Annotated in this window: 28 protein-coding genes and 1 riboswitch; of the genes, 24 read left to right on the plus strand and 4 right to left on the minus strand. The window is 72.2% G+C overall.

The window, feature by feature from the left end; genetic code table 11:
- The first annotated feature begins 16 nt into the window (after positions 1-16).
- From pyrF to BJ971_RS09205, 10 genes are all read left to right on the plus strand, one after another.
- The gene (pyrF, locus tag BJ971_RS09155) at positions 17-847 is read left to right on the plus strand and encodes an orotidine-5'-phosphate decarboxylase (protein ID WP_184991584.1); all 831 of its coding nucleotides are present in this window, start codon (positions 17-19) and stop codon (positions 845-847) included.
- 183 nt (positions 848-1,030) lie between these two features.
- On the plus strand, positions 1,031-1,348 hold the full coding sequence (gene mihF / locus BJ971_RS09160) for an integration host factor, actinobacterial type (protein WP_023560715.1): 318 nt from the start codon (positions 1,031-1,033) through the stop codon (positions 1,346-1,348).
- Between the two features lie 32 nt (positions 1,349-1,380).
- On the plus strand, positions 1,381-1,983 hold the full coding sequence (gmk, locus tag BJ971_RS09165; protein ID WP_184991586.1) for a guanylate kinase: 603 nt from the start codon (positions 1,381-1,383) through the stop codon (positions 1,981-1,983).
- A 21-nt stretch (positions 1,984-2,004) separates the two neighbouring features.
- The gene (gene rpoZ, locus BJ971_RS09170) at positions 2,005-2,268 is read left to right on the plus strand and encodes a DNA-directed RNA polymerase subunit omega (protein ID WP_015623990.1); all 264 of its coding nucleotides are present in this window, start codon (positions 2,005-2,007) and stop codon (positions 2,266-2,268) included.
- A 65-nt stretch (positions 2,269-2,333) separates the two neighbouring features.
- Positions 2,334-3,557 (plus strand): bifunctional phosphopantothenoylcysteine decarboxylase/phosphopantothenate--cysteine ligase CoaBC, encoded by a 1,224-nt coding sequence (gene coaBC, locus BJ971_RS09175; RefSeq protein WP_184991589.1) that lies wholly within the window; start codon positions 2,334-2,336, stop codon positions 3,555-3,557.
- A gap of 78 nt (positions 3,558-3,635) precedes the next feature.
- Positions 3,636-4,826 (plus strand): methionine adenosyltransferase, encoded by a 1,191-nt coding sequence (gene metK / locus BJ971_RS09180; protein ID WP_184991591.1) that lies wholly within the window; start codon positions 3,636-3,638, stop codon positions 4,824-4,826.
- A 152-nt stretch (positions 4,827-4,978) separates the two neighbouring features.
- Positions 4,979-7,504, plus strand: coding sequence for a primosomal protein N' (locus BJ971_RS40990; protein WP_239087343.1), 2,526 nt, complete (start codon positions 4,979-4,981; stop codon positions 7,502-7,504).
- Positions 7,505-7,739: 235 nt separating this feature from the next.
- Positions 7,740-8,297 carry a peptide deformylase gene (gene def, locus BJ971_RS09195; protein WP_184991593.1) on the plus strand — a complete coding sequence of 186 codons (558 nt, stop codon included), beginning with the start codon at positions 7,740-7,742 and terminating at the stop codon, positions 8,295-8,297.
- Between the two features lie 4 nt (positions 8,298-8,301).
- Positions 8,302-9,231: a methionyl-tRNA formyltransferase gene (gene fmt, locus BJ971_RS09200; protein WP_184991595.1), complete on the plus strand. Its 930-nt coding sequence runs from the start codon at positions 8,302-8,304 to the stop codon at positions 9,229-9,231.
- On the plus strand, positions 9,228-10,748 hold the full coding sequence (locus BJ971_RS09205; RefSeq protein ID WP_184991597.1) for an RsmB/NOP family class I SAM-dependent RNA methyltransferase: 1,521 nt from the start codon (positions 9,228-9,230) through the stop codon (positions 10,746-10,748). The genes fmt and BJ971_RS09205 overlap by 4 nt, the downstream gene beginning before the upstream one ends.
- A 217-nt stretch (positions 10,749-10,965) precedes the next feature.
- Here BJ971_RS09205 and BJ971_RS09210 read toward each other — a convergent pair whose 3' ends face one another.
- A complete protein-coding gene (locus BJ971_RS09210) occupies positions 10,966-11,832 on the minus strand; it encodes a septum formation family protein (RefSeq protein WP_184991599.1) in 867 nt (288 codons plus the stop codon).
- Positions 11,833-11,898: 66 nt separating this feature from the next.
- Between BJ971_RS09210 and rpe the strand changes: the two genes are divergently transcribed.
- The 7 genes from rpe to BJ971_RS09245 all read left to right on the plus strand — a co-directional run bounded on the left by rpe (position 11,899) and on the right by BJ971_RS09245 (position 18,662).
- Positions 11,899-12,576: a ribulose-phosphate 3-epimerase gene (rpe, locus tag BJ971_RS09215; protein WP_184991601.1), complete on the plus strand. Its 678-nt coding sequence runs from the start codon at positions 11,899-11,901 to the stop codon at positions 12,574-12,576.
- 82 nt (positions 12,577-12,658) lie between these two features.
- A complete protein-coding gene (locus tag BJ971_RS09220; RefSeq protein WP_184991603.1) occupies positions 12,659-13,696 on the plus strand; it encodes a GGDEF domain-containing response regulator in 1,038 nt (345 codons plus the stop codon).
- A gap of 61 nt (positions 13,697-13,757) precedes the next feature.
- Positions 13,758-13,943, plus strand: a riboswitch (FMN riboswitch).
- 129 nt (positions 13,944-14,072) lie between these two features.
- Positions 14,073-15,128, plus strand: a complete 1,056-nt coding sequence (gene ribD / locus BJ971_RS09225; RefSeq protein WP_184998744.1) for a bifunctional diaminohydroxyphosphoribosylaminopyrimidine deaminase/5-amino-6-(5-phosphoribosylamino)uracil reductase RibD — start codon at positions 14,073-14,075, stop codon at positions 15,126-15,128.
- The gene (locus tag BJ971_RS09230) at positions 15,128-15,730 is read left to right on the plus strand and encodes a riboflavin synthase (protein ID WP_184991605.1); all 603 of its coding nucleotides are present in this window, start codon (positions 15,128-15,130) and stop codon (positions 15,728-15,730) included. Before ribD ends, BJ971_RS09230 begins: the two co-directional genes overlap by 1 nt.
- On the plus strand, positions 15,720-16,925 hold the full coding sequence (locus BJ971_RS09235; protein ID WP_184991607.1) for a bifunctional 3,4-dihydroxy-2-butanone-4-phosphate synthase/GTP cyclohydrolase II: 1,206 nt from the start codon (positions 15,720-15,722) through the stop codon (positions 16,923-16,925). The genes BJ971_RS09230 and BJ971_RS09235 overlap by 11 nt, the downstream gene beginning before the upstream one ends.
- A 54-nt stretch (positions 16,926-16,979) precedes the next feature.
- Positions 16,980-17,453, plus strand: coding sequence for a 6,7-dimethyl-8-ribityllumazine synthase (gene ribH, locus BJ971_RS09240; RefSeq protein WP_184991609.1), 474 nt, complete (start codon positions 16,980-16,982; stop codon positions 17,451-17,453).
- 105 nt (positions 17,454-17,558) lie between these two features.
- Complete coding sequence (locus tag BJ971_RS09245) at positions 17,559-18,662, plus strand: PQQ-dependent sugar dehydrogenase (RefSeq protein WP_184991611.1); 1,104 nt, start codon at positions 17,559-17,561, stop codon at positions 18,660-18,662.
- A 10-nt stretch (positions 18,663-18,672) separates the two neighbouring features.
- On the opposite strand, the gene BJ971_RS09250 is transcribed toward BJ971_RS09245, so the two are convergent.
- From BJ971_RS09250 to BJ971_RS09260, 3 genes are read right to left on the minus strand one after another with little or no spacing between them, the layout of a single operon-like run.
- Positions 18,673-19,413, minus strand: a complete 741-nt coding sequence (locus BJ971_RS09250; protein WP_184991612.1) for an amino acid ABC transporter ATP-binding protein — start codon at positions 19,411-19,413, stop codon at positions 18,673-18,675.
- Entirely contained in the window at positions 19,413-20,261 is an 849-nt protein-coding gene (locus tag BJ971_RS09255) for an amino acid ABC transporter permease (RefSeq protein ID WP_184991614.1), read from the minus strand. The genes BJ971_RS09250 and BJ971_RS09255 overlap by 1 nt, the downstream gene beginning before the upstream one ends.
- On the minus strand, positions 20,258-21,133 hold the full coding sequence (locus BJ971_RS09260) for an ABC transporter substrate-binding protein (RefSeq protein WP_184991617.1): 876 nt from the start codon (positions 21,131-21,133) through the stop codon (positions 20,258-20,260). The genes BJ971_RS09255 and BJ971_RS09260 overlap by 4 nt, the downstream gene beginning before the upstream one ends.
- Positions 21,134-21,211: 78 nt before the next feature.
- Between BJ971_RS09260 and BJ971_RS09265 the strand changes: the two genes are divergently transcribed.
- The 7 genes from BJ971_RS09265 to BJ971_RS09295 all read left to right on the plus strand — a co-directional run bounded on the left by BJ971_RS09265 (position 21,212) and on the right by BJ971_RS09295 (position 25,258).
- The gene (locus BJ971_RS09265; protein ID WP_184991619.1) at positions 21,212-21,475 is read left to right on the plus strand and encodes a phosphoribosyl-ATP diphosphatase; all 264 of its coding nucleotides are present in this window, start codon (positions 21,212-21,214) and stop codon (positions 21,473-21,475) included.
- 43 nt (positions 21,476-21,518) lie between these two features.
- Positions 21,519-22,364 carry an ATP phosphoribosyltransferase gene (gene hisG / locus BJ971_RS09270; RefSeq protein WP_184991621.1) on the plus strand — a complete coding sequence of 282 codons (846 nt, stop codon included), beginning with the start codon at positions 21,519-21,521 and terminating at the stop codon, positions 22,362-22,364.
- A 17-nt stretch (positions 22,365-22,381) separates the two neighbouring features.
- Positions 22,382-22,831, plus strand: coding sequence for a PH domain-containing protein (locus BJ971_RS09275; RefSeq protein ID WP_184991623.1), 450 nt, complete (start codon positions 22,382-22,384; stop codon positions 22,829-22,831).
- A gap of 308 nt (positions 22,832-23,139) precedes the next feature.
- Positions 23,140-23,760, plus strand: a complete 621-nt coding sequence (infC, locus tag BJ971_RS09280) for a translation initiation factor IF-3 (protein ID WP_184991625.1) — start codon at positions 23,140-23,142, stop codon at positions 23,758-23,760.
- A gap of 24 nt (positions 23,761-23,784) precedes the next feature.
- Complete coding sequence (gene rpmI, locus BJ971_RS09285) at positions 23,785-23,979, plus strand: 50S ribosomal protein L35 (protein WP_125806262.1); 195 nt, start codon at positions 23,785-23,787, stop codon at positions 23,977-23,979.
- A 39-nt stretch (positions 23,980-24,018) separates the two neighbouring features.
- Complete coding sequence (gene rplT / locus BJ971_RS09290) at positions 24,019-24,411, plus strand: 50S ribosomal protein L20 (protein ID WP_184991627.1); 393 nt, start codon at positions 24,019-24,021, stop codon at positions 24,409-24,411.
- A 46-nt stretch (positions 24,412-24,457) separates the two neighbouring features.
- Entirely contained in the window at positions 24,458-25,258 is an 801-nt protein-coding gene (locus tag BJ971_RS09295; RefSeq protein WP_184991629.1) for a TrmH family RNA methyltransferase, read from the plus strand.
- The last annotated feature ends 3 nt before the right edge of the window (positions 25,259-25,261 follow it).

Genomic DNA, 25,261 nt, shown 5'->3' on the forward strand with positions numbered 1-25,261 from the left:
AGGGATAACGCACCCTATGGAGACCTTCGGAAGCCGTCTGCACCGTGCCACCCGGGCCCGCGGGCCGCTCTGCGTCGGCATTGATCCGCACGCCGCGCTGCTCGCCCGGTGGGGCCTCTCGGACGACGTCGCCGGCCTGGAACGCTTCGCCCATACGGTTGTCGAAGCCCTGGCCGATCGGGTCGCCGTGCTGAAGCCGCAGTCGGCCTTCTTCGAGAGATTTGGGTCACGCGGCGTCGCCGTTCTTGAGTCAATTATCCGACAGTCACGGCAGGCCGGGGCGCTGGTGCTCCTCGACGTGAAGCGCGGCGACATCGGCTCGACGATGGCCGCGTACGCGAGCGCCTACCTCGATCCGGAGAGTTCTCTGTGTGCTGACGCGATTACTGTGAGTCCCTATCTCGGAGTCGGCTCATTGCGCCCCGCGTTCGACATGGCGGCCGCTCACGGCGGCGGCGTCTTCGTCCTGGCGCTCACCTCGAATCCCGAGGGGCCGAGCGTCCAGCACGCCGTCGGCGCCGGCGGCCGGACCGTCGCGCAATCCGTGATCGACGAGATTTCCCAGCTCAACGCGGGTGCGGACCCGCTCGGCAGCCTCGGCCTGGTGGTCGGCGCGACGATCGGCGAGACCGGCCACGACCTGTCCAAGGTGAACGGCGCGCTGCTCGCGCCGGGCCTCGGCGCGCAGGGCGGCAGCCCCGACGACCTGCGCGCGATCTTCGGCGAAAGCCTGCGGAACGTGCTGCCCTCGTACTCACGCGAGGTTCTCGAAGCGGGACCCGACGTGACGGCGTTGCGGGCCGCCGCGGACCGCGCGGCGGCCGCGTGCAGGGCCGTGATCGGGTGAAACAGCCTGCTTATCAGGCCTGCCCCCGCTCGGGTGGGGGGTACCCCCACGTTGCCGAAACCGCCGTTGACCGCTAGTTTTCCCCGCGCCGGGAACCACATGCCCCTTTGGTTCCCTGGCACACCACGTTTCACAGAGTGCCGGTATTGGACTACCGGTGCGATAGGGACCTGAGGAGAACTGGTGCCGCTCCCGTCACTGAGCCCCGAGCAGCGTGCAGCCGCGCTGGAGAAGGCTGCGGAGATTCGCAAGGCCCGTGCCGAGCTGAAGGATCAGCTCAAGCAGGGCAAGACCACCCTCGCCGCCGTGCTCGACCGGGCGGAAGGCGATGACGTCGTCGGCAAGCTGAAGGTTTCGGCCGTGCTTCAGGCGCTGCCGGGCATCGGCAAGATCCGGGCGACCCAGATCATGGAGAAGCTCAAGATTGCCGACAGCCGCCGCCTGCGTGGCCTCGGCGAGCAGCAGCGTAAGGCCCTCCTGGGGGAGTTCGCTGCGAACTGACTCACCGGCTCGTGTAGGAATGAGCCGTGAGCATGGATGACGACGCGCGCCCGGCGGCCCGACTCACCGTCCTGTCCGGCCCCTCGGGGGTGGGCAAGGACAGTGTGATCGAGCTGATCCGGGCGCGCTCGCCATGGATCAAGCTGTCGGTCTCGGTGACGACCCGCAAGAAGCGCGACTACGAGACCGACGGCGAGCACTACCACTTCGTCACCCGTTCGGAGTTCCAGCGCCTCGTCGACGGCGGCCAGCTGCTCGAGTGGGCCGAGTTCGCGGGCAACCTCTACGGCACGCCGCGGGCACAGGTCGAGGGCTGGCTGGCCTCGGGCCGCCCGGTCCTGCTGAAGATCGACCTGCAGGGCGCCCGGCAGGTGCGTGCCTCCAAACCCGACGCGCAGCTCGTCTTCCTGGCCCCGCCCAGCGTCGAGGAGCTCCGGCGCCGGCTGATCGGCCGCGGCACCGACGACGAGGAGACCATCCGTCGCCGCCTGCAGCACGCCGACCTCGAGCTGGCGGCCGAGAAGGAATTCGACCGCACCGTCGTCAACGACTTCGTCGAGCGGGCCGCGGACGAGCTGGTAGGATTGCTCGGTTCGTCGTTTCTGACTCCCGCTCAGCCGCAGCCCGGTGTCTGAGAATTAAGGACGTAAATCACTGTGGGAACCATCGCCAACCCCGAAGGCATCACCAACCCGCCGATCGACGAGCTGCTCGACAAGACCTCGTCGAAGTACTCGCTGGTGATCTTCGCGGCCAAGCGCGCCCGCCAGGTCAACGCCTACTACAGCCAGCTCGGTGAGGGCCTCCTGGAGTACGTCGGTCCGCTCGTCGAGACCACGCCCCAGGAGAAGCCGCTCTCGATCGCGATGCGTGAGATCAACGCCGGCCTGCTCACGGCCGAGGCGACCGACAACCCCTGATCGAGCTTCGTCCGCACCCGCGCCCGCTCTGCGGGCGCGGGTTCGTCATATCCGGGAGTGTGCCCATGCCCGAGGTCGTCCTCGGCGTCTGCGGCGGCATCGCCGCCTACAAGGCCTGCGAGCTGCTGCGGCTCTTCACCGAATCGGGGCACGGGGTCCGCGTCGTTCCGACGGCCTCGGCGCTGAAGTTCGTCGGCGCGCCGACCTGGGCCGCGCTGTCGGGCCGGGCCGTGTCCACCGAGGTCTGGGACGACGCACACGAGGTGCCGCACGTGCGCGTCGGCCGGCAGGCCGACCTCGTCGTGGTCGCGCCCGCCACCGCCGACATGCTGGCCAAGGCCGCGCACGGCCTCGCCGACGACCTGCTCACCAACACGCTGCTGACCGCGACGTGCCCGGTCGTCTACGCGCCGGCGATGCACACCGAGATGTGGGAGAACCCGGCTACCCAGGCGAACGTCGCGACGCTGCGGTCCCGCGGGGCGATCGTGATCGAGCCGGCTGTGGGCAGGCTCACAGGCGCCGACACCGGCAAGGGCCGGCTGCCCGACCCCGCCCAGATCTTCGCCGCCGCCCTGCGCGTGCTGGCCCGCGGCGCCGCCGCCGAGGCCGACCTTGCCGGCCGCCACGTGGTCGTCACCGCAGGTGGGACCCGCGAGCCGCTCGACCCGGTCCGCTTCCTCGGCAACCGCTCGTCGGGCCGGCAGGGCTACGCGCTGGCCCGCTCGGCGGTGGCCCGCGGCGCGCGCGTGACGCTGATTGCGGCGAACGTCACTCTCCCCGATCCGGCCGGCGCCGACGTGGTCCGTGCCGGCACGACGGAGGAGTTGCGCAAGGCTACTGTGGAGGCTGCGGCCGCCGCGGACGTCGTGGTCATGGCCGCGGCCCCGGCCGACTTCCGGCCGGCGACGGTGGCCGACAAGAAGATCAAAAAGAGCGACGGCGGTACGGTGCCCACGATCGAACTCGTGACGAACCCGGACATCGCCGCCGAACTTGGCGCCGCCAAACGCGCCGGTCAGCTGCTTGTGGCGTTCGCGGCGGAGACGCACGACGTGCTGGAGAACGCCCGCGGCAAACTGGTGAAGAAACGTGCGGACCTGATCGTCGTTAACGAGGTGGGCGTCGACCTGGTCTTCGGGGCCGACCACAACACGGTCACGATTCTGGGCGCCGACGGAACCACGACGGCGCTCGGGGAACTCCCTAAAGACGATGTAGCCGATGCGATATGGGATCAGGTGGTGAGCCGCCTCGATCCGCAGGTCGGCGATGCTGGGACGGTCTGAGACCGGCCCAGCGGACCCCCAGCGGCGGTGACTACACTGCCGCCGAACGAAACTTCGACAAACATTCTGAGGAGCACCGTGGCACGCCGCCTGTTCACCTCCGAGTCGGTCACGGAAGGCCACCCGGACAAGATCGCTGACCAGATCAGCGACGGTATTCTCGACGCGCTCCTGGCGCAGGACCCCCGCAGCCGCGTCGCGGTGGAGACGCTGATCACGACCGGCCAGGTGCACGTCGCCGGCGAGGTGACCACCCAGGCATACGCGGACATTCCGAGCATCGTGCGCGACACGATCCTCCGCATCGGGTACGACTCGTCCAAGAAGGGATTCGACGGCGCGTCCTGCGGCGTCAGCGTCTCGATCGGCTCGCAGTCGCCCGACATCGCGCAGGGCGTGGACAGCGCGGTCGAGCTGCGCGAGGGCAACTCCGAGCACGTCCTCGACGCGCAGGGCGCCGGCGACCAGGGCATGATGTTCGGCTTCGCCTGCTCCGAGACCCCGGAGCTCATGCCGCTGCCGATCGCCCTGGCGCACCGGCTGGCCCGCCGGCTCTCCACGGCGCGCAAGGACGGCACCATCCCGTACCTGCGCCCCGACGGCAAGACCCAGGTCACCATCGAGTACGACGGCCTGCGCCCGGTCCGCCTCGACACCGTCGTGGTCTCGTCGCAGCACGCCGCCGACATCTCGCTCGAGTCGCTGCTGACCCCGGACGTCCGCGAGCACGTCATCGCCCCGGAGCTCGAGGGCCTCGGCCTGGACGTGGAGAACTACCGGCTCCTGGTCAACCCGACCGGCCGCTTCGAGATCGGCGGCCCGATGGGCGACGCCGGCCTCACCGGCCGCAAGATCATCGTTGACACGTACGGCGGGTACGCCCGGCACGGCGGCGGCGCCTTCTCCGGCAAGGACCCGTCCAAGGTGGACCGCTCCGCGGCGTACGCGATGCGCTGGGTCGCCAAGAACGTCGTCGCGGCCGGCCTCGCCGAGCGCTGCGAGACGCAGGTCGCGTACGCGATCGGCAAGGCGCACCCGGTCAGCCTGTTCGTCGAGACGTTCGGCACCGAGAACGTCCCCGTCGAGCGCATCGAGAAGGCCATCAACGAGGTCTTCGACCTGCGCCCGGCCGCGATCATCCGCGACCTCGACCTGATGCGCCCGATCTACCAGCAGACGGCGGCCTACGGCCACTTCGGCCGCGAACTGCCCGACCTGCTCTGGGAGAACACGGACCGTGCCCAGGACCTGAAGTCCGCCGCGGCCTGAGCTTGCCAGCGCCAGGAACGGGTGCCCCGACTCCGGTCGAGGCACCCGTCCTGTTTTCCGAAGATGTCGTACCCGCGCGCCAGAATGTGCGGGTGAGGGCGGCGAAGGCGAAACCGGACCGCGAGCCGGCGGAGCGTCGGCCGGTCGCCCGGGTGAGCGTCGAGGTGCCCCTGGCCCACCTGGACCGGCCCTTCGACTACCTGGTCGCGGCCGCGGACGACGAGGCGGCACAGCCCGGCGTGCGGGTCAAGGTCCGCTTCGCCGGTCAGCTGGTGAACGGCTTCCTGCTGGAGCGGGCGGAGTCGAGCCCGCACGGCGGCCGTCTGGCCTACCTCGACAAGGTGGTCTCGCCGGAGCGCGTGCTGGACCCGGAGGTGGCCCGCCTGGCCCGGGCGGTGGCCGACCGCTACGCCGGAAACCTCTCCGACGTCCTGCGCCTGGCGGTCCCACCCCGCCACGCCCGCGTCGAGTCCCAGCCATCCCCGACCACGGCCACGGCCGGTCCGGCCTCTGCGGCCGGTCCGGCCTCCCCGGGCGATCCGGTCTCTGCGGGCGGCCTGGTCCCTGCGGGTGATCCGGTCTCCGCCGAGGGTGCGGCTTCCGTCGAGGGGGCAGGGGAGAGGCTCGTGGTCCCGGCTTCGGGATCCTTGGATGGAGCCGGTGACGCGGCTGCCGTCCGGGCATCCGGGGGCCGTCCGCGTGCGGGGTTCCCGATGCCGGCCGGCGAAACGGACGCCGCGACCCCGGCGACCGAGCATCCGGCCGGTCAGGATGCCTCCGAACGTCGCTCGGCCGATTCGCAGGCGGATGTGGTGGATTCGGTGGGCGAGGCTGCGGCTGTGCCGGCTTCCACGGCCGCGGTGGGTTCGGTCGAGTCCCGGGCGGATGCGGGCGGGACTTCGTTCCTGCCGGGTTCCGTGGCTGATGTGGCGGCTGTGCGGCTGGTTGGTCAGGAAGGCGTTCCGCCCGGCCCGGCCGATTCGCGCGCCCACGAGGTGCCCGCGGTGACAGCCGGCCCCGGACCGGCCGAGGAAGCGGTGGCGAGCGGCTCGCGCCCGCCGGGTTCCGCCGCTGCCGTGCCGGGCGCGGCGGGGCAGACGACCGGGGCGGGCGACGCGGGCGTGGCGGCGCGGCACGGGTGGGGTGTCTATCCGGCCGGGGACGCCTATCTGCACGCGCTCGAGCAGGGGCGTGCCGCCCGGGCCGTCTGGTCGGCGCTGCCCGGTGAGGACTGGCCGGCCCGGATCGCGGAGGCCGCCGGCGCCACCGTCCGGGGTGGGCGGGGCGTGGTCATCGTCGTCGCCGATGCCCGGGACCTCGATCGGCTGGACCGGGCGCTGACCACCGTGCTCGGCGCCGGCCGGCACGTCGCGCTCAACGCCGCCGCCGGCCCGGCCGAGCGATACCGGCGCTTCCTGGCGGCCGTCCGGCACCGGGTGCCGGTGGTGGTCGGGACGCGGGCGGCCATGTTCGCGCCCGTCGCCGACATCGGGCTCGTCGTCATCTGGGACGACGGCGACGATCTGCACGCCGAGCCGAGGGCGCCCTATCCGCACGCCCGCGATGTGCTGCTCACCCGGGCCCAGCTCGCCGGCTGTGCCGCCCTGGTCGCGGGATTCGCCCGAACCGGCGAGGCGCAACTGCTGCTGGAGACCGGATGGGCCAAGGAGATCGCCGCGAGCCGGCAGACCCTGCGGTCGCGCAGCCCGGCCATCGCGCCGACCGGCGACGACCCCCAGCTGGCGCGCGATCCGGGCGCGGTCACCGCGCGGCTGCCCAGCCTCTGCTGGCAGGCGGCCCGCGGCGCACTACAGGCCGGCGCGCCCGTCCTGGTGCAGGTGCCCCGCCGCGGCTACCTGCCGTCGACGGCCTGCGCCGAGTGCCGCACGCCCGCCCGATGTCCACATTGCTCCGGCCCGCTCGGGCTGACCGGCGCGCGCGACGTTCCGTCCTGCCACTGGTGCGGCCGCGCGGCGGCCGACTACGCCTGCCCGGCCTGCGGTGGGCGGCGCCTGCGGGCGTCGGTGACCGGCGCGCGCCGAACCGCCGAGGAACTCGGCCGCGCGTTCCCGGGCGTGCCGGTCCGCACCTCCGGCCGCGACGGGATCCTCGACTCCGTGCCCGGCGAGGCCGCCCTGGTCGTCGCGACGCCGGGCGCCGAGCCGGTCGCCGAGGGCGGCTACGGCGCGGTGCTGCTGCTGGACACGTGGGCGCTGCTGTCCCGCGCGGACCTGCGCGCGGCCGAGGAGACGATGCGACGCTGGCTGTCTGCGGCGGCGCTGGCAAGACCCGGGCCCGCGGGCGGCCGGGTGGTCGTGGTCGCCGACGGTTCGCTGGCGCCGGTGCAGGCGCTGCTGCGCTGGGACCCGGGCTGGTTCGCCGCCCGCGAGCTGGCCGAACGCCGCGAGCTCGGCTTCCCCCCGGCGGCCCGGATGGCGAGCGTGACGGGCACCGCGGAGGCGATGGCCGAATTCCTCGACGCGGCCCGGCTGCCCGACGACGTGGAACTGCTCGGCCCGGTGCCGGCGCAGGAGGGCCAGGAGCGCATGCTGCTGCGCGTCTCCCGCGGCCGGGCCGCCGAACTGGCACGCACCCTGCACCAGGCCGCGGCGGTCCGCAGCGTCAAGAAGTCCGCCCTGCCGGTCCGCATCCAGATAGACCCGGCCGAACTCCTCTGACCCGGCCCGCCGCCTGGTGGGCCGAGCGCTTCCGTGGCCGGTTCGCCCGTTTGCGTACCGATAGATCCGGCCTGGCGGCTCGGTGGGCCGAGTGCTTTCGGGGGTCTCGGGGGCCGGGTCTGCGGTCCGTCGTGACCGGCTCACGCTGCGCGGACGGGCGGCGCGTCCGGCCTGGCCGGGCTCCGTAGACTAGGGCTCGACCGGAGTACGAGTCGATCGTCAGGAGTGGCACCGCGTGACCGTCCAGCCCATCCGTCTGTTCGGCGACCCGGTGCTGCGCACGCAGGCCGACCCGGTCGTCGACTTCGACAAGGAACTGCGCAGGCTCGTCAACGACCTGACCGAGACGATGCAGGACGAGGGCGGAGCCGGCCTCGCCGCGCCGCAGCTCGGCGTGGGGTTGCGGGTGTTCACGTTCCACGTCGACGACGTGCTCGGCCATATCGTCAACCCGGTCCTGTCGTTCCCCGATGAGGAGGAGCAGGACGGCCCGGAGGGCTGCCTGTCCATCCCCGGCGTCTACGTCGACACCAAGCGCCGGCAGAACGTCGTCGCGCAGGGCTTCAACGAGCACGGCGATCCGATCCGGCTGGTCGGCACCGGCCTGATGGCGCGCTGCGTGCAGCACGAGACCGACCACCTCGACGGGGTGCTCTTCCTGGACCGGCTCGACGCCGCCGCACGTAAGGACGCGATGAAGCAGATCCGTGCCGCCGACTGGTACGACGCCGGCGCACCGCCGACGGTCAAGGCGAGCCCGCACGGCCGCGGCATCTTCGGCCTGGGGCGGTGAGCTGATGCGCATCGTCTTCGCCGGAACCCCCGAGGTGGCCGTGCCCTCGCTCGACGCGCTGGCCGCGTCCTCGCACGAGATCGCCGCCGTGCTGACCCGCCCCGACGCCCCCGCGGGCCGGGGCCGTCGCCTGGTGCGCTCCCCGGCCGGTGCCTGGGCCGACGAGCGCGGCATCGAGGTGCTCACCCCGCAGCGCCCGCGCGAGCCGGAGTTCCAGGAGCGGCTGCGCGAGATCGCGCCCGCCTGCGTGCCCGTGGTCGCCTACGGCGCCCTGGTGCCGCCGGAAGCGCTGGAGATCCCCGAGCACGGCTGGATCAACCTGCACTTCTCCCTGCTGCCCGCCTGGCGCGGCGCCGCGCCCGTGCAGCACGCCGTCCTGCACGGCGACGAGGTGACCGGCGCCAGCGTGTTCGAGCTCGAGGCCGGCCTGGACACCGGCCCGGTCTACGGCACGCTGACCGAGCGGATCCGGCCCGTGGACACCTCCGGCGACCTGCTCGGACGGCTCGCCACCGAGGGCGCCGGCCTGCTCGTCGCCGTCCTCGACGCGATCGAGGCGAAGACCGCGCGGGCGCACCCGCAGCCGCTCGACGGCATCTCGATGGCGCCGAAGGTCACGGTCGACGACGCCCGGGTCCGCTGGGCCGATCCGGCGTTCGCCGTCGACCGCCGGATCCGCGCCTGCACCCCGGCGCCCGGCGCGTGGACGACCCTGCGCGACGAGCGCCTCAAGCTCGGACCGGTCCGCCCGGTCGCCAACGCCGCCGTCACCCTCGCGCCCGGGGAGCTGCTCGTCGAGCGCGCTCAGGTGCTGGTGGGCACGGCGACCACCCCGGTGATCCTCGGCGAGGTCCGTGCCGCCGGCAAGAAGCCGATGTCGGCCTCCGACTGGGCGCGTGGCCTGCGCCTCAACCCGGGGGAGACCCTGCTGTGACAGATTCGAATCCAGCCGATCAGCCGCACCGCGCCGATCGCCGGCACAGCGCCGACCGGCCGCACAACGCCGGTCCGCGACGCCCCGGCGGTCCCGGCTCAGGCCGGGAACAGAACCGGGACGCCCGTTCCGGCCGGGCTCCGCGTGCCGGTCGCCCGCCGTCCGACCCGGCCCGGCAGGCCGCGTACGAGGCGATCGCGGCGGTGCATCGCGATGACGCGTACGCGAATCTGGTCCTCTCCCAGATCCTGCGGGAGTCGCGCCTGCACGGCCGGGACGCGGCGTTCGCCACGGAGCTGACCTACGGCACCCTGCGCACGCTGGGCACCCTCGACCTGATCATCGCGGACGCGGCCGGCCGGGACGTGGCCCGCATCGACCCGCCCGCGCGGGACGCGCTGCGCCTTGGCGCGTACCAACTGCTCTTCACCCGGGTGCCGTCGCACGCAGCGGTGAACCAGACCGTCGACCTGGTCCGTTCGGTCGCGCCCGGCGCGGCCGGCTTCGCCAACGCGGTCATGCGCGGGATCTCCGAGACCAGCCTGGACGACTGGCTGACCAAGCTCGCGCCCGACTACGCGGAGAACCCGGCCGCCAACCTCGCCGTGGTGCACAACCACCCGGAGTGGATCATCCGGTCGTTCGCCGAGTCGCTCGGCGGCGACATGGAGGACACCGCCCGGCTGCTGATCGAGGACAACCAGCCGCCGACGGTGCACCTGTGCGCCCGGCCGGGCCGGGCCGACGCCGTCGACCTGGCCGACGAGGTGGGCGGCGTGCCCGGCGCGTTCTCGCCCTACTCGGTGTACCTCAGCGGCGGCGCGCCCGGCGAGCTGGCCGCCATCCGGGACGGCCGCGCGCACGTGCAGGACGAGGGCTCGCAGCTCGTCGCCGCGGCGCTGCTGGCCGCGCCGGTCGAGGGCCAGGACGACCGCTGGCTCGACCTGTGCGCCGGTCCGGGCGGCAAGGCCGGCCTGCTCGGCTCGATCGCCGCGCTGCGCGGTGCCGAGGTCACCGCCGTCGAGATCGCCGACCACCGGGCCCGGCTGGTCGAGCAGGCCACGATCGGGCTGCCCGTCACGGTGCTGCCGACCGACGGCCGTACCGTCGGACGCGACCCCGACCTGCCGGAGGAGGGCTTCGACCGGGTACTTGTCGACGCGCCCTGCACCGGCCTGGGTTCGCTGCGCCGGCGGCCGGAGTCGCGCTGGCGGCGCACGCCCGCCGACCTGCCGCCGCTGACCCGGCTACAGCGTGAGCTGCTCGTCGCGGCCCTGCGCGCGGTCCGTCCGGGCGGCGTGGTCGCCTACGTGACCTGCTCGCCGCACATGGTGGAGACCCAGGTGACGGTCAGCGAGGGCGCCCGCCGCAGCGGCGTCGAGGTCGACTTCGTCGACGCCCGCCCCCTGCTGCCACCGGGCATGCCCAAGCTCGGCCCCGGCCCGACGGTGCAGCTCTGGCCGCACCGCCACGGCACCGACGCGATGTTCCTGGCGGTCCTGCGCCGCACCGGCTGACGGTCCCGGGCCCGGCTCGGACGGCCCGCAGCCATCCGTCCGGAACCGCCCGGCGGGTGGCGCCTGCTCGTCGTGGCCGACGCGGTACAGCGAGGTGCCGTGGGTCGCTCGCGGGATCCCGGGCCACCGTCTCAGGGAACCTGGTTTCGGATGGGGGTCGGTCGGTGGGTGGTGCCCGGCTGAGCCCAACGGGCCGGCGCGGTTCAGCTGCGGGTGCCTATCTGACCGGTAGGACGCCGGGGCCGGCGCCCTTCAGGGAGCGGCTGAAGGTGCGCTCGGCGAAGTAGATGAAGCAGCGCACCAGCCGCTCCCCGGACAGCCACTCGGGCCGCGTCGGGTTGTATGAGATCCAGCCGCTGCGGAACTGCAGGTCGGAGTCGTCCGGCAGCGCCGCGAAGCGGGCGATCACGCCCCGGCACCCGGCCGCGCTGAGCTCGGTGTCGGACTCCAGCTTCGAGTACGAGATGTCGGGAGCGGTCCACAGCCCGGCGAACTCGGCCCGGTGCGCCCCGTTGCACGGCGCCGCGGTCATCGCCGTCACCGTGCCGCCCTCGACCGTCGGATCGAAGCAGGCCAGCCGCAGCGGCGACGCGTGGGCCAGCTCACCGGCCAGGCTGCCGGTGCGGCTGACGCGGCTCCGGCCGTCGAGGTCCGCGGTGGTGACGTCGCAGCGGAACCAGCGGGCGCCGCCCGCCCAGCCGGCCCGGGTCGGCCACACCACCTGCACCGCGATCCGGGCGCCGCGTAACGGCCCGCCCAGGAAGTCGGTCGCGGCGTCCGAACACTCCCGGTATGCCGCCTTCGCTCCCGCCGTCCCGGGCGCCGGAGCCACTTCGGCGTCCGCGGGCGTGCCCACCCGGATGGTCTCGGAGACGTGGAGTTCGCCACAGTCGACCGGCCGGTAGTCGTCAAGCGCGCCGTTCGTGGTCAGGGCCTCATGACACTGCCCGGCCTGCGGGCGGAACGGCGCCGGTGTGCCCGGCACGGCCCAGTCGTCGGCCAGGTCACCGTCGGTGCCGGCCGGGGGTGTGGCCGAGCAGCCGGCGGCGAGCAGCACCGCCAGCAGGGCAACCGTGGTTCGCATGCCAAGCCTCCCCGGGGAACACCATGAGTATCCCGGCCGACACCGAACAGGCCATACACTTCACCGGTGGAGCCATCGCTGATCATCGCCCCCAGCATCCTGGCCGCGGACTTCGCGCACCTCGCCACCGCGGTGCATGAGATCGAGGGTGCCGCGGACTGGGTGCACGTGGACGTCATGGACAACCATTTCGTCCCGAATCTGACCATCGGTCTGCCGGTCGTGCAGAGCCTGCGCAAGGCCACGACCATCCCGTTCGACGTGCATCTGATGATCACCGATCCGGAGCGCTGGGCACCCGGTTACGCGGAGGCCGGCGCCCACAACGTGACGTTCCACGCCGAGGCCTGCGACAACCCGGTGGCCCTGGCCAAGACGCTGCGCGCGGCGGGCGCCAAGGCGGGCCTGGCCATCGACCGGGACACGCCGGTGGAGCCCTACCTCGAGCTCCTTCCCTATGTGGACACGGTGCTGATCATGACGATCAAGGCCGGCTTCGGCGGCCAGAAGTTCATGCCGGAGATGCTCGACAAGGTTCGCGACGTGCGGCGCCGGATCAAGGCCAAGGATCTTCAGGTACGCCTGGAGGTCGACGGTGGCATCGCCGCCGACACCATCGAGCAGGCCGCCGAGGCGGGCGCCGACGCGTTCGTCGCGGGCACCGCCGTCTACGGCGCCGAGGACCCCGCGGAGGCGTGCCGCAAGCTGCGCGCCCTCGCCGAGCGCGCGACGGCCGGCTCATGAGCGAGCGTGCGAGCGAGTCATCGGCTCCGTCCAGAACGCGTGGCGACGGCATGAGCGGGCGACCGACGGTGGCGGTGCGCCGATGAGCACCGGGGTGGTGCGGCACAAGGTGGACGCGACCGCGGCGGAGCCCGAGGAGCGGCCCGACCTGATCCTGGTCGTCGACGACGACGAGGACATCGCCAGCTTCGTGGCCTTCAACCTCAAGGTTCACGGCTTCGAGGTGATGCGGGCCCGCGACGGCCAGCACGCCCTCGAGGTGATGGAGACCCGCCGACCCGATCTCGCGGTCGTCGACTGGATGATGCCGAACATGAACGGCGTCGAACTGACCCGCCGGCTGCGCGCCGAGCCGCTCACCTCGGCGCTGCCGGTGATCATGCTGACCGCCAAGGGCATGACCGTCGACAAGGTCGTCGGCCTCACCGCCGGCGTCGACGACTACCTGGTCAAGCCGTTCGACACCGCCGAGCTGATCGCCCGGGTCTCCTCGACGCTGCGGCGCAACAAGGAGTTCCGCGAGGTCTCCCCGCTGACCGGCCTGCCCGGCAACGCCCGGGTGCGGCGCGAGATCGTGGACCGGATGAAGACCGCCAAGGACTTCGCGGTCGGCTACATCGACATCGACCGGTTCAAGAGCGTCAACGACGTCTACGGCTTCGACCGCGGCGACGAGTTCATCACGGCCCTGGCCGGCAGCCTGCACCGCGCGGTCGCGAGCACCGGGCGCCCGCCGATCTTCCTGGGCCACATCGGCGGCGACGACTTCGTCTTCATCTGTACGCCCGAGCAGGTCCTGCCGCTGACCAAGCGGACCGTGAACGACTTCGAGACCGTCGCCGACCAGCTCTACGACACCGAGGACGCCCGGCGCGGCTACATCGAGGTGCCCGACCGGCGCGGCAACAAGCAGCGCGCGGCCCTGGTCACGCTCTCGATCGGCGTCGCGCAGGCCACGGCCGAGGGCCGCCGGTTCGAGGACGCCCGTGAGGTGGTCGCGGTGGCCTCCGAGATGAAGAAGGTGGCCAAGAGCCAGCCCGGCTCGTACGTGGCGATCGACCGCCGCCGCGCGGACTCGGAGGACCCGGAGGACCCGTCGGCGGCGGGAATGGGTTTGTGACCTGGGTCGCCCCGGAGGTGGCAAGCCGGGATTCGCGTGTAAGACTCATGGGTGACCCACCACGCGCTGGCGGGACTCGGTGAAATTCCGAACCGGCGGTAATGCCCTGCTCCGGCAGGGCTGAGCCCGCGACCCGGACGTCGATACCAAGACGGACGGTGGATCTGGTGAGACTCCAGAGCCGACGGTTGATCGGACGGCCCTCGCGGGCCGATCGGTCAGACAGTCCGGATGGGAGACAGCGCGCGGGAGCAGGATGAGGGCTCGTCGCGGCGTGCTCTCGCCGGGGCGGCGCGAAGCGTCCCCTCATGTCCTGTTTCCGTAGTGTCTTCCCCCTCTCCAGCGCGTGACCGCACCGCGCATGGAGAGGACGCAGATGGTCACCGACGACGAGGCGATGGGCCGCGCGATCGCGCTCGCCGCCCGGGGGCTCGGCACGACCAGCCCCAACCCGGTCGTCGGCTGCCTACTGCTCAGCGCGGACGGCGAGGTCGTCGGCGAGGGCTTCCACGCGTACGTGGGCGGGCCGCACGCCGAGATAGTCGCCCTGGCGCAGGCCGGCGAGCGGGCCCGCGGCGGCACCGCGATAGTCACCCTTGAGCCCTGTAACCACACCGGCCGCACCGGCCCCTGCGCGCAGGCGCTGATCAACGCCGGGATCACCCGGGTGGTCATCGCCGTCGACGACCCGACGCCGGTCGCGGCCGGCGGCGCGGCCACGCTGCGCGGCGCCGGGGTCCTGGTCGAGACCGGGGTACGCCGCCAGGAGGCCGAGGACGGCAACGTCGCGTGGCTGACCGCCGTGCGCCGCGGCCGCCCGTACGTGACTTGGAAGTACGCCGCGACCCTCGACGGGCGCTCCGCGGCGGCGGACGGCACCAGCCAGTGGATCACCTCCGCGATCTCCCGCACCGACGTGCACCGGCTGCGCAGCACCGTCGACGCGATCGTCGCCGGCGTCGGCACGGTCATCGCCGACGACCCCCAGCTGACGGTCCGCGACCTGCGCGACGGCAGCCTCGCGATCAAGCAGCCCTGGCGGGTCGTCGTCGACTCCTCCGGGCGTACCCCCGCGGGTGCGCGGGTCCGCGACCAGGCCGCGCCGACCTGGATCGCGACGGCGTCCGAGGTCGGCGCCGGCGCGGACGGCCGCGTCGACCTCGCCGCCCTGCTCAACGAGCTGTACCTGCGCGGCGTCCGCGCGGTGCTGCTGGAGGGCGGCCCGACCCTGGCGGGCGGCTTCCTCGCGGGCGGCCTGGTCGACAAGATCGTCGGCTACATCGCGCCCAAGCTGCTCGGCGCGGGCCAGCCGTCGCTGGTCGGCGCGGGCGTGTCCACCATCGCCGACGCCTTGGAACTGGACCTCACCGACATCACGCAGATCGGCCCCGACCTGCGTTTCACAGCATCGCTCCGACAGAAGGAGATCTGATGTTCACCGGCATCGTCGAGGAACTGGGTGAGGTCGTCTACCTCACCGACGCGGGCGGAGACTCGGCGGTCATCGCCGTACGCGGGCCCGTCGTCACGTCCGACGCCCGGCACGGCGACTCGATCTCGGTCAACGGCGTCTGCCTGACCGTCATCGACAACGTCGACGGCGTCTTCACCGCCGACGTGATGGGCGAGAGCCTGCGCCGGTCCTCGCTCGGCGTGCTCAGGCCGGGCAGCCAGGTCAACCTGGAGCGCGCGGCGACCGTCGGCAGCCGGCTCGGCGGGCATCTCGTGCAGGGTCACGTCGACGGGGTCGGCGCGATCGTCGCCCGCGAGCCCGCCGACGAGTGGGAGGTGCTGCGCTTCTCGCTGCCGCCCGAGCTGGCCCGCTACGTGGTGGAGAAGGGCTCGATCACCGTGGACGGCGTCTCGCTGACCGTCATGGAGGTCACCGAAGACACGTTCAGCGTCGGGCTCATCCCGACCACGCTCAAGCTCACCGTCCTGGGCGCCAAGTCCGTCGGCGACCCCGTGAACCTCGAGGTCGACGTGATCGCCAAGTATGTCGAGAAGATGCTGGGAGACCGTCATGTTGGCTGACATCGAACGGGCCGTCGCGGACATCGCCGCCGGCCGCGCGGTGATCGTGGTGGACGACGAGGACCGCGAGAACGAGGGCGACCTGATCTTCGCGGCCGAGCACGCCACGCCCGAGTTGCTGGCGTTCATGGTCCGCTACACGTCCGGCTACATCTGCGTGCCGATGACCGAGGACGAGGCGGACCGGCTCGACCTGCCGCCGATGTTCCACACCAACCAGGACCGTCGCGGTACGGCGTACGCGGTGACGGTCGACGCCCGAGAGGGCGTGAGCACCGGCATCTCGGCCGCCGACCGGGCGCACACGATCCGGCTGCTCGCCTCGGCCGACACCAAGCCGAGCGACCTGTCGCGCCCGGGGCACGTGGTGCCGCTGCGGGCCAAGGCCGGCGGCGTGCTGCGCCGTCCCGGTCACACCGAGGCCGCGATCGACCTGTCGGTCCTCGCCGGACTGCGCCCGGCCGGCGTGCTGTGCGAGATGGTCAACGACGACGGCACCATGATGCGGATGCCCGACCTGGAGAAGTTCGCCGTCGAGCACGACCTGGCGCTGATCAGCATCGCCGACCTGATCGCCTACCGGCGGCGCCACGAGCGGCAGGTCGAGCGGGTCGTCGAGACCCGGCTGCCGACCGAGCACGGCGACTTCACCGCGGTCGGCTTCCGCGGCGACGTGGACGGCGCCGAGCACGTCGCCCTGGTCTTCGGCGACCTCGGCGACGGCGAGGACGTGCTGGTCCGGGTCCACTCGGAGTGCCTGACCGGCGATGTCTTCGGCTCGGTGCGCTGCGACTGCGGGCCGCAGCTCGACGCCGCCCTCGACCGGGTGGCCGAGGCCGGGCGCGGGGTCGTGCTCTACATGCGCGGGCACGAGGGTCGCGGCATCGGGCTGCTGCACAAACTCCAGGCGTACCAGTTGCAGGACCGCGGCCTGGACACCGTGGACGCGAACCTGGAGCTCGGCCTGCCCGCCGACGCCCGCGACTTCGGCACCGGCGCGCAGATCCTCTACGAGCTGGGCGTGCGCTCGATGCGGCTGCTCACCAACAACCCGGCGAAGCGGGCCGGGCTGGAGGGCTACGGCCTGACGGTGAGCGGGCGCGAGGCGATGCCGGTGCGCCTGCACCCCGAGAACGTGCGCTACCTGCGGACGAAGCGGGACCGGATGGGCCACCTGTTCGAGGCACTGGGCTGATTCCCCGGCGCCGCGACGGCGGCCGGGCGCAAGATTAGGCAAAAGGGGGCAACAATGGCCGGTTTCGGTGATCCGCACCTGACCACCGTCGACGCCGCCGGGCTCAAGCTCGGCATCGTCGGCTCGCGTTGGCACTCCGACCTGGTCGACCACATGGTCGAGCGTGCGCACGCGGCCGCCAAGGCGTCCGGCGTCAACGACGTGACCGTGGTGCGGGTCGTCGGCTCGGTGGAGCTGCCCGTCGTGGCACAGGCGCTGGCCAAGCGCTGCGACGCGGTCGTCGCGCTCGGCGTGGTCATCCGCGGGGAGACCCCGCACTTCGAGTACGTCAACGACGCGGTGACGATGGGCCTGACCCGGGTCTCGCTGGACGAGCGGACCCCGGTCGCGCACGGCGTGCTGACCGTGGAGAGCCTGGGCCAGGCGAAGGACCGGGCCGGCCTGGAGGACTCTATCGAGGACAAGGGCTGGCAGTCGACGATCGCCGTGCTCGACGCGGCCATCGCGATCCGGAGCCTGGGCGGCTAGAAGCCTGGCCGGGGTCGGTGCTCCGGGCGATGGTGATCTGTGGCCGTTGGTGCTTATGTGTGACGCGAACGCGGCCGCGTGCACCAACGCCCCCGGAGGAACGTCATGGCACTCATCAACCGGGCGGGCCTGGCCGCGGTGGTCGCCGGCTGCCTCCTCGCGGGCTGTGACGGCGGCGGCGCCGACGGCGTGCCCGTCGTCGTCGCCACGAGCACCGCGGTCAGCACGCCGCGGTCGGTACCGGATCTCGACGCCGGCGAGGAGATCGCCCGGGGCATCGACGTGCCGTGGGGGCTCGCCTTCCTGCCGGGCGGCGACGCTCTGGTCGCCGAGCGGGACACCGGCCGGGTGCTGCGGCTGACGCCCGGCGGCGGCGCGGCGCGCGAGGTGTACCGGGTGCCGGGCGTCCGGGCCCGTAACGAGGGCGGCCTGCTGGGTCTGGCCGTCTCGCCCGCCTTCGCGGACGACGGCATGGTCTACGCCTACTTCACCGCGGCCCGGGACAACCGCATCGTGCGGTTCCGGCTCGGCGGCGGACCGCCCGAGGTGGTCTTCGACGGCATCGCCAAGGCCCGGTACCACAACGGCGGGCGGATCGCGTTCGGGCCCGACGGCATGCTCTATGTGGGCACCGGGGACGCCGGCGAGACGTCCCGGGCGCCGGACCCGGCGAGCCCCAACGGCAAGATCCTGCGGCTGACCCCTGGCGGCGCGCCGGCGCCGGGCAACCCGGTGGCGGATTCGCCGGTGTACAGCCTGGGCCACCGCAACGTGCAGGGACTGGCCTGGGACTCCGCGGGGCGGCTGTTCGCCACCGAGTTCGGGCAGAGCGAACTCGACGAGGTGAACCTCATCCGGCCCGGGCGCGACTACGGCTGGCCCGAGGTCGAGGGGACCGGTGACACCGACGGCGGGCGCTACACCAACCCGCTCGTCACGTGGTCCGTGCGCGACGCCTCGCCGTCCGGGATGGCGATCGCCGGCGATACCGCCTACGTCGCCGCCCTGCGCGGGCAGCGGCTGTGGACCATCCCGCTGCGCGGCGACACCGTCGGCGCGCCGTCCGCGGTGTTCGAGAAGCGCTACGGCCGGCTCCGGACCGTCGACATCGCACCGGACGGCGCGCTCTGGCTGACCACCTCGAACACCGACGGCCGCGGCGACGTCCGCGACGGCGACGACCGGGTCCTGCGCTTCCCGGCGGGATGAGCCCGGCCCGCTACAGCCGGCCGGCCTCGATGATCCGGGCCAGGAACTGCCGGGTCCTTGGCTCCGACGGGTCGCCGAGCACCCGGTCGGGCGGGCCCGCCTCGAGCACCCGGCCGCCGTCCAGGAAGACCACCTGGTCGGCGACCTGCCGGGCGAAGCCCATCTCGTGGGTGGCGAGCACCATCGTCATGCCGTCGTCCTTGAGGCCGCGGATCATCGTCAGCACCTCGCCGACCAGCTCCGGGTCGAGCGCCGAGGTGACCTCGTCGAGCAGCAGCAGCCGGGGGCTGTTGACCAGCGCCCGGACGATCGCGACCCGCTGCTGCTGGCCGCCGGAGAGCCGGTCGGGATAGCTGTCCGCCTTGTCGGCCAGCCCGACCCGGCCGAGCCAGTCCATGGCCTGCTCTCTGACCTCGGCGGCGTCCCGCCGGTGCACCCGGCCGGGCGCCAGCGTGATGTTGCGCAGCACGGTCATGTGCGGGAAGAGGTTGTACGACTGGAACACCATGCCGATGCGCCGCCGCACCAGGTCCGGGTCGACCCGCGGGTCGGTGATGTCCTCGCCGTCGAGCCGGATGACGCCGTCGTCGATCTCGGTGAGCAGGTTGATGCAGCGCAGCAGCGTCGACTTGCCCGATCCGGAGGCGCCGATCAGCGCGACCACCCGGTGCTCGGCGACCTCCAGCGACAGGTCGTCGAGCACGACGCCGGCGCCGAAGGTCTTGCGGACGTTCTCGCAGGACAGCAGCATCAGGCCCCCGCGGACTGGCGGCGGGCCGCGCGCAGCGTGACCCAGTCGGTGAAGGCGATAAGCGGGATCGCCAGCAGCACGAAGAGCACCCCGGCCACGATGTAGGGCGTGAAGTTGGCGTCCTGTGCGACGCCGATCTGCGCGGCGCGGACGGCGTCGATGGGGCCGGCGAGTGACACCAGCCCGACGTCCTTCTGGAGCGCCACCGTGTCGTTGAGCAGCGGCGGCGCCACCCGGCGGATCGCCTGCGGCAGCACCACGTGCCGCATCGTCTGCCGGTACGTCAGCCCCAGCGACCGGGCCGCGGCGAGCTGGCTCGGGTGCACCGATTCGATGCCGGCCCGGAAGACCTCGGCCAGGTACGCACCGTACGTGATGATCAGCGCGGCCCCGCCCAGCACCAGCACCCCCGGGGTGCCCTGTAGCCGCAGGCCGGGCACGCCGAAGGCGGCCAGGTAGATCACGATGATCAGCGGCAGGCCCCGGAACGTGTACGTGTAGCCCGTCGCGAGCGCCCGTACCGGGAAGAAGACCGGACCGCGCAGGGTGCGCAGCGTCGCGATCAGCAGGCCGAGGGCCAGGGCGAGGACCGCGCAGACGGCCAGCAGCCGGATGTTGAGCCAGAGACCCTCGAGGATGGCCGGCAGCCAGCGCCGGGCCACCTCGGGGTTGAAGAACGACTGCTTGACCCGGTCCCAGCCGGGCGCGCCGGTGACCGCGACCACGAGCAGCACGCCGAGGACGGCGGTGGAGAGGGCCGCGAGCAGCACGGAGCGGATCGTCTGCCGTCGCCGGTAGGCGGTCCGCCCGCGCTGGATCTCCGACGGCCGGTACAGCTCGGTGCTCACGACAGCTCGGGAGCACCGTTCGTGCCGGCCAGCCACTGCTTCTCGAGCACCGCGAGGGTGCCGTCCTGGCGCAACTGGTCGACGGCCTGTGAGACGCAGCCGGTCAGCGGCGACTCGAGGTCGAGAACCAGCCCGAACTGCTCCGGTACGCCGACCTGCGGCAGCTGCCCGACGATCACGCCGTCGTCGAGCTCGGCCCCGGTCATGTAGAACGCGGTGGGCAGGTCGACAACGATGCCGTCGACCTGGCCGTTCTCCAGGGCCGCCTTGGCGTCGTCGTTGTTGTTGTAGACCAGCGGCTTGGTGTCCGGCTTGATCACCTCGGTGATCGCCTGGTAGCTGGTGGTGCCGACCTGCGCGCCGAGCTTGGCGGACTTGAGGTCCGCGAGTGACTTCGCGGAAGCGATCTTCGAACCCTTTGTCGTGATCACCGTCTGCCGGACCAGGTAGTACGGCGAGGAGAAGTCGACGGCCTTGCGCCGCTCGGGCGTGATCGAGAACTGGTTGATGTTGAAGTCGAACGTCTTCGGGCCCGGCGCGATGGCGTTGCTGAACGTCACCTGGGTCCACACGACGTTCTGCGCCGGGTAGCCGAGCCGCTCGGCGACCTGGTAGGCGACCGCCGACTCGAAGCCCTTGCCGTTGCTGGGCTTGTTGTCGGAGAACCACGGCTCGTACGCCGGGTTGTCGGTGCCGATCGTGAGCTTGCCGGCGGTCTGCGTGTCGAGCGCGCCGGCCGGGCAGGCGGAGCCGGAGGGCGAGGCGGAGGCCCCGGCGGAGGGGCTTCCCTCGTCGGCGGGCGCGCAGCCCGCGAGCGTGGTGAGGAGCACGGCCGCGCCGCCTACCGCGGCGATGGTGTATCTGCTGACCATGCTGGCGAGCCTAGGCCACGTCCCACCCGTTGGGGCCGTCCGCCGCCATCCCGTGATGAGCTGCCACAATCGTCTCCCGTGAAGACGTTCGAAGAGTTGTTCGCCGAGTTGCAGGCGAAGGCGGTGCAGCGGACCGAGGGCTCGTCCACCGTGGCGGCGCTGGATCGTGGCGTGCACTTCATCGGGAAGAAGGTCGTCGAAGAGGCGGCCGAGTCCTGGATGGCCGCCGAGCACGAGGGGCCGGAGCGCGCCGCCGAGGAGATCTCCCAGCTGCTCTACCAGGCACAGGTCCTGATGATCGCCACCGGGCTCGAGCTGAAGGACGTGTACCGACATCTCTGACGTGCCCTCCACCTCAATCGAATCCGATCGAAGGAGCACGTCGATGCTGCGCATCGCCATTCCGAACAAAGGCACCCTGTCCGCTCCGGCCGCGCAGATGCTGCGCGACGCCGGCTACCGCCAGCGCACCGACCCCAAGGAACTCGTCTGCCGTGACGAGGCCAACAACGTCGAGTTCTTCTACCTGCGTCCGCGCGACATCGCCACGTACGTGGGGTCGGGTGATCTCGATCTCGGCGTGACCGGCCGGGACCTGCTCGTCGACTCCGGTGTGCCCGCGCGGGAGCTGCTCGACCTGGGCTTCGGCGGTGCCACGTTCCGCTGGGCCGCCCCGGCCGGCTCGCTCGCCTCCGCCGAGGCGATCGGCGGGCGGCGCATCGCCACCGCGTACCCCGGGGTGGTCGAGCGCTACCTCGACGAGCACGACCTCAAGGCCGAGGTGGTGCGCCTCGACGGCGCGGTGGAGAACGCCGTGCGCCTGGGCGTCGCCGACCTGATCGCCGACGTGGTGGAGACCGGCACCACGCTGCGCCAGGCCGGGCTGGTCACCGTCGGCGAGCCGATCATGCGCTCCTCGGCGATCCTGATCGGCCGCGAGCCGGCGGCGGACTCCGGCGCGTCCGCGCAGCTCATGCGGCGTCTGCAGGGCGTGCTGGTCGCCCGCGGCTACGTGATGCTCGCCTACGACGTGCGCGCCGACCTGCTGGAGAGCGCGACCGCGCTGACACCGGGCATCGAATCGCCGACGGTGTCGCCGCTGCACCGCGAGGGCTGGGTGGCGGTGCAGGCCATGGTCCGGCGCGACGACGTGCACCAGATCATGGACGAGCTCTACGATCTCGGCGCGCGGGCGATCCTTGTTACCGACATCTCCAACTGCCGCCTGTGAATGAGACAGTGGTTGACGTGACTTCGACCGAGGCGACCGTGGTGTTCCGGCCCCGCCGCATCCGCTGGGTGGCCGGCGCGACGGCGGCCGCCGTCGTCGTGCTCTTCACCGTGCTCAGCTTCGGCCTGCACGGGTCGACCGGCGACACGATGGGCCAGTTCCAGCGCGGCGACCAGGGCGCGATGATCGGGCTGGGCGTGCTGATCGGGCTCGGCATCCTCGCCTTCACCCGGCCACGGGTGATCGCGGACGCGGCGGGCGTGAAGGTGCGAAACGTGCTGGGCGGCTACGAGCTGCCCTGGTCCGCGGTGCGGGCGGTGCGCTTCGACCGCAACTCGCCGTGGGCGTCGCTGGAGATGCTCGACGACGACACGGTGCCGGTCCACGCGCTCCAGGCCGTCGACAAGGAGTACGCGGTCGAGGGCGTCCGCGCACTTCGCGCCCTCCATTCGGCGGCGACGTCCTGAGCTGGTAGACTCACCGGTAGTCGACCACGCCTGCGCGAATCTCCCTCGGGAGCTCGGCCAGGCGCGAAAGAGGAGCCCGCTGGTTCCCACCCAAGTCACTCTTCGAGTGGCTGGGTCCGGTCAACCGCCCCGGGAGTGTCCGGGCGTGGTGTGCGTCCTCATGGACGCCGATGACCGGTCGAGCGGGCCCTGGCATGCGTGCCGGGGCCTTCTGCTTTCCTGTCGCCCTGCATAAGAGGGCGAGCGGGCCGACCGACATTGGCAGTACTAGATCGTTCTGAGGAGGCCCCATCAGCGTCGAACCACGCGTGAACGAGCAGATCCGGGCACGAGAAGTCCGACTGGTCGGCCCTGAGGGTGAGCAGGTGGGCATCGTCCCGCTCGAGCGCGCCCTCCAGCTGGCCGCAGACGTCGACCTGGACCTGGTCGAGGTAGCGCCGATGGCGCGCCCGCCGGTGTGCAAGCTCATGGACTTCGGCAAGTTCAAGTACGAGAGTGCACTCAAGGCGCGCGAAGCCCGGCGCAACCAGCAGCAGACCGTCATCAAGGAAATGAAGCTCCGGCCGAAGATCGACCCGCACGACTACGAGACCAAGAAGGGTCACGTGGTCCGGTTCCTCAAGGCGGGCGACAAGGTCAAGGTGACGATCATGTTCCGTGGTCGTGAGCAGAGCCGCCCCGAGCTGGGTTTCCGGCTCCTGCGCAGGCTCAGCGAAGAGATCTCGGAGCTGGGTTTCGTCGAGGCGAGTCCGAAGCAGGACGGCCGAAACATGATCATGGTGCTGGCACCGCACCGCGCCACCAAGGCCGCCGCAGCGGCCGTGATCGCGGCCAACGCGCGTCCGCCGCGCGAGCCGCGCGAGGGTGACGTCGCCGAGGCACCCCCGGCCGCCGCGCCGGTCGACAGCACCGCCGCCACTGCAGAGTAAGTAATTAAGGAAGAGGCGTTCTAAGTGCCGAAGATGAAGAGCCACACCGGCATGGGCAAGCGGGTGAAGGTCACCGGCAAGGGCAAGATCGTCCGGGAGCTGGCCGGTAAGCGCCACCTGCTGGAGGGCAAGTCCTCCCACGTCACGCGTCGGATGACCGGTACGGTCACGGTGGCCAAGGCCGACACCAAGCGAGTTAAGAAGATGCTGGGCCGCTGACGCGCGCGCCACACACGTTCCCCTGTTAGGAGTACCGAAATGGCACGCGTCAAGCGGGCAGTGAACGCCCAGAAGAAGCGCCGTACGCTGCTGGAGACCGCCAGCGGCTACCGCGGGCAGCGCTCGCGCCTGTACCGCAAGGCCAAGGAGCAGGTGCTGCACTCGATGCAGTACGCGTACCGCGACCGCCGTGACCGCAAGGGCGACTTCCGCCAGCTGTGGATCACGCGCATCAACGCGGGCGCGCGGGCCAACGGCCTGACCTACAACCGCCTGATCCAGGGCCTGAAGCTGGCCGGCGTCGAGGTGGACCGCAAGATCCTGGCCGACATGGCCGTCAACGACGCCGCCTCGTTCGCGGCGATCGTCGAGATCGCGCGTGCCGCCGTCGCGGCCGAGGGCACCGGCGGCGCCGCCGCGCAGGCTGCCTGAGCAACTCGTTGTCGGGGCGCCTTCCGGATTTCCGGGAGGCGCCCCGATGCTGTTCCCTCCCGGAGGAAACGTGACCTTCTCGCCCCGTACCCCGAGGGTCGTCGCCGCCCGGCGCCTACAGCGCCGCCGCGACCGCGACCAGACCGGCCGCTTCCTGGCGGAGGGCCCGCAGGCCGTGCGGTCCGCCCTGGCCGCGGGGGTCGTTCTCGAGCTCTTCGGTACGGACGCCGCGCTGTCGCGGCACGCCGACCTGGCGGCGCAGGCGCCCGTGGTGTCACCGGTCGACGAGCCGGGCCTCGCGGCGCTGGCCGAGACGGTCCAGCCGCAGGGCCTGGTCGCGGTCTGCGAGCAGATCGACGTGCCGCTGGCCGAGGCGCTGTCCAAGGGGCCGCGCCTGGTCGCGGTGGCCGCCGAGATCCGCGACCCCGGCAACGCCGGCACCATCCTGCGGACGGCCGACGCCGCCGGTGCGACCGCGGTGATCTTCGCCGGCGACGCCGTCGACCCCTACAACGGCAAGTGCGTCCGGGCCTCGGCGGGCAGCCTCTTCCACCTGGACGTGGTCCGGTCCCCGCTGGCGGTCGTCGACCAGCTCCGCGACTTCGGCCTCCAGGTCCTCGCCACCACCGGCACCGGCGACGCCGGCCTCGACGACCTGCTCGACGACGGCTCGCTGGCTCGCCCGACCGCCTGGCTCTTCGGCTCCGAGGCGCACGGCCTGCCCGGGGAGCTGCTGACGGCGGCCGACAAGCGGGTCCGGGTGCCGATCTACGGCGGCGCCGAGAGCCTGAACCTGGCCGCCGCCGCGGCGGTCTGCCTGTACGCCTCGGCCCGCGCCCAGCGCTAGGTG

The sequence above is a fragment of the Amorphoplanes digitatis genome (assembly GCF_014205335.1).
GTDB classification, from domain to species: domain Bacteria; phylum Actinomycetota; class Actinomycetes; order Mycobacteriales; family Micromonosporaceae; genus Actinoplanes; species Actinoplanes digitatus.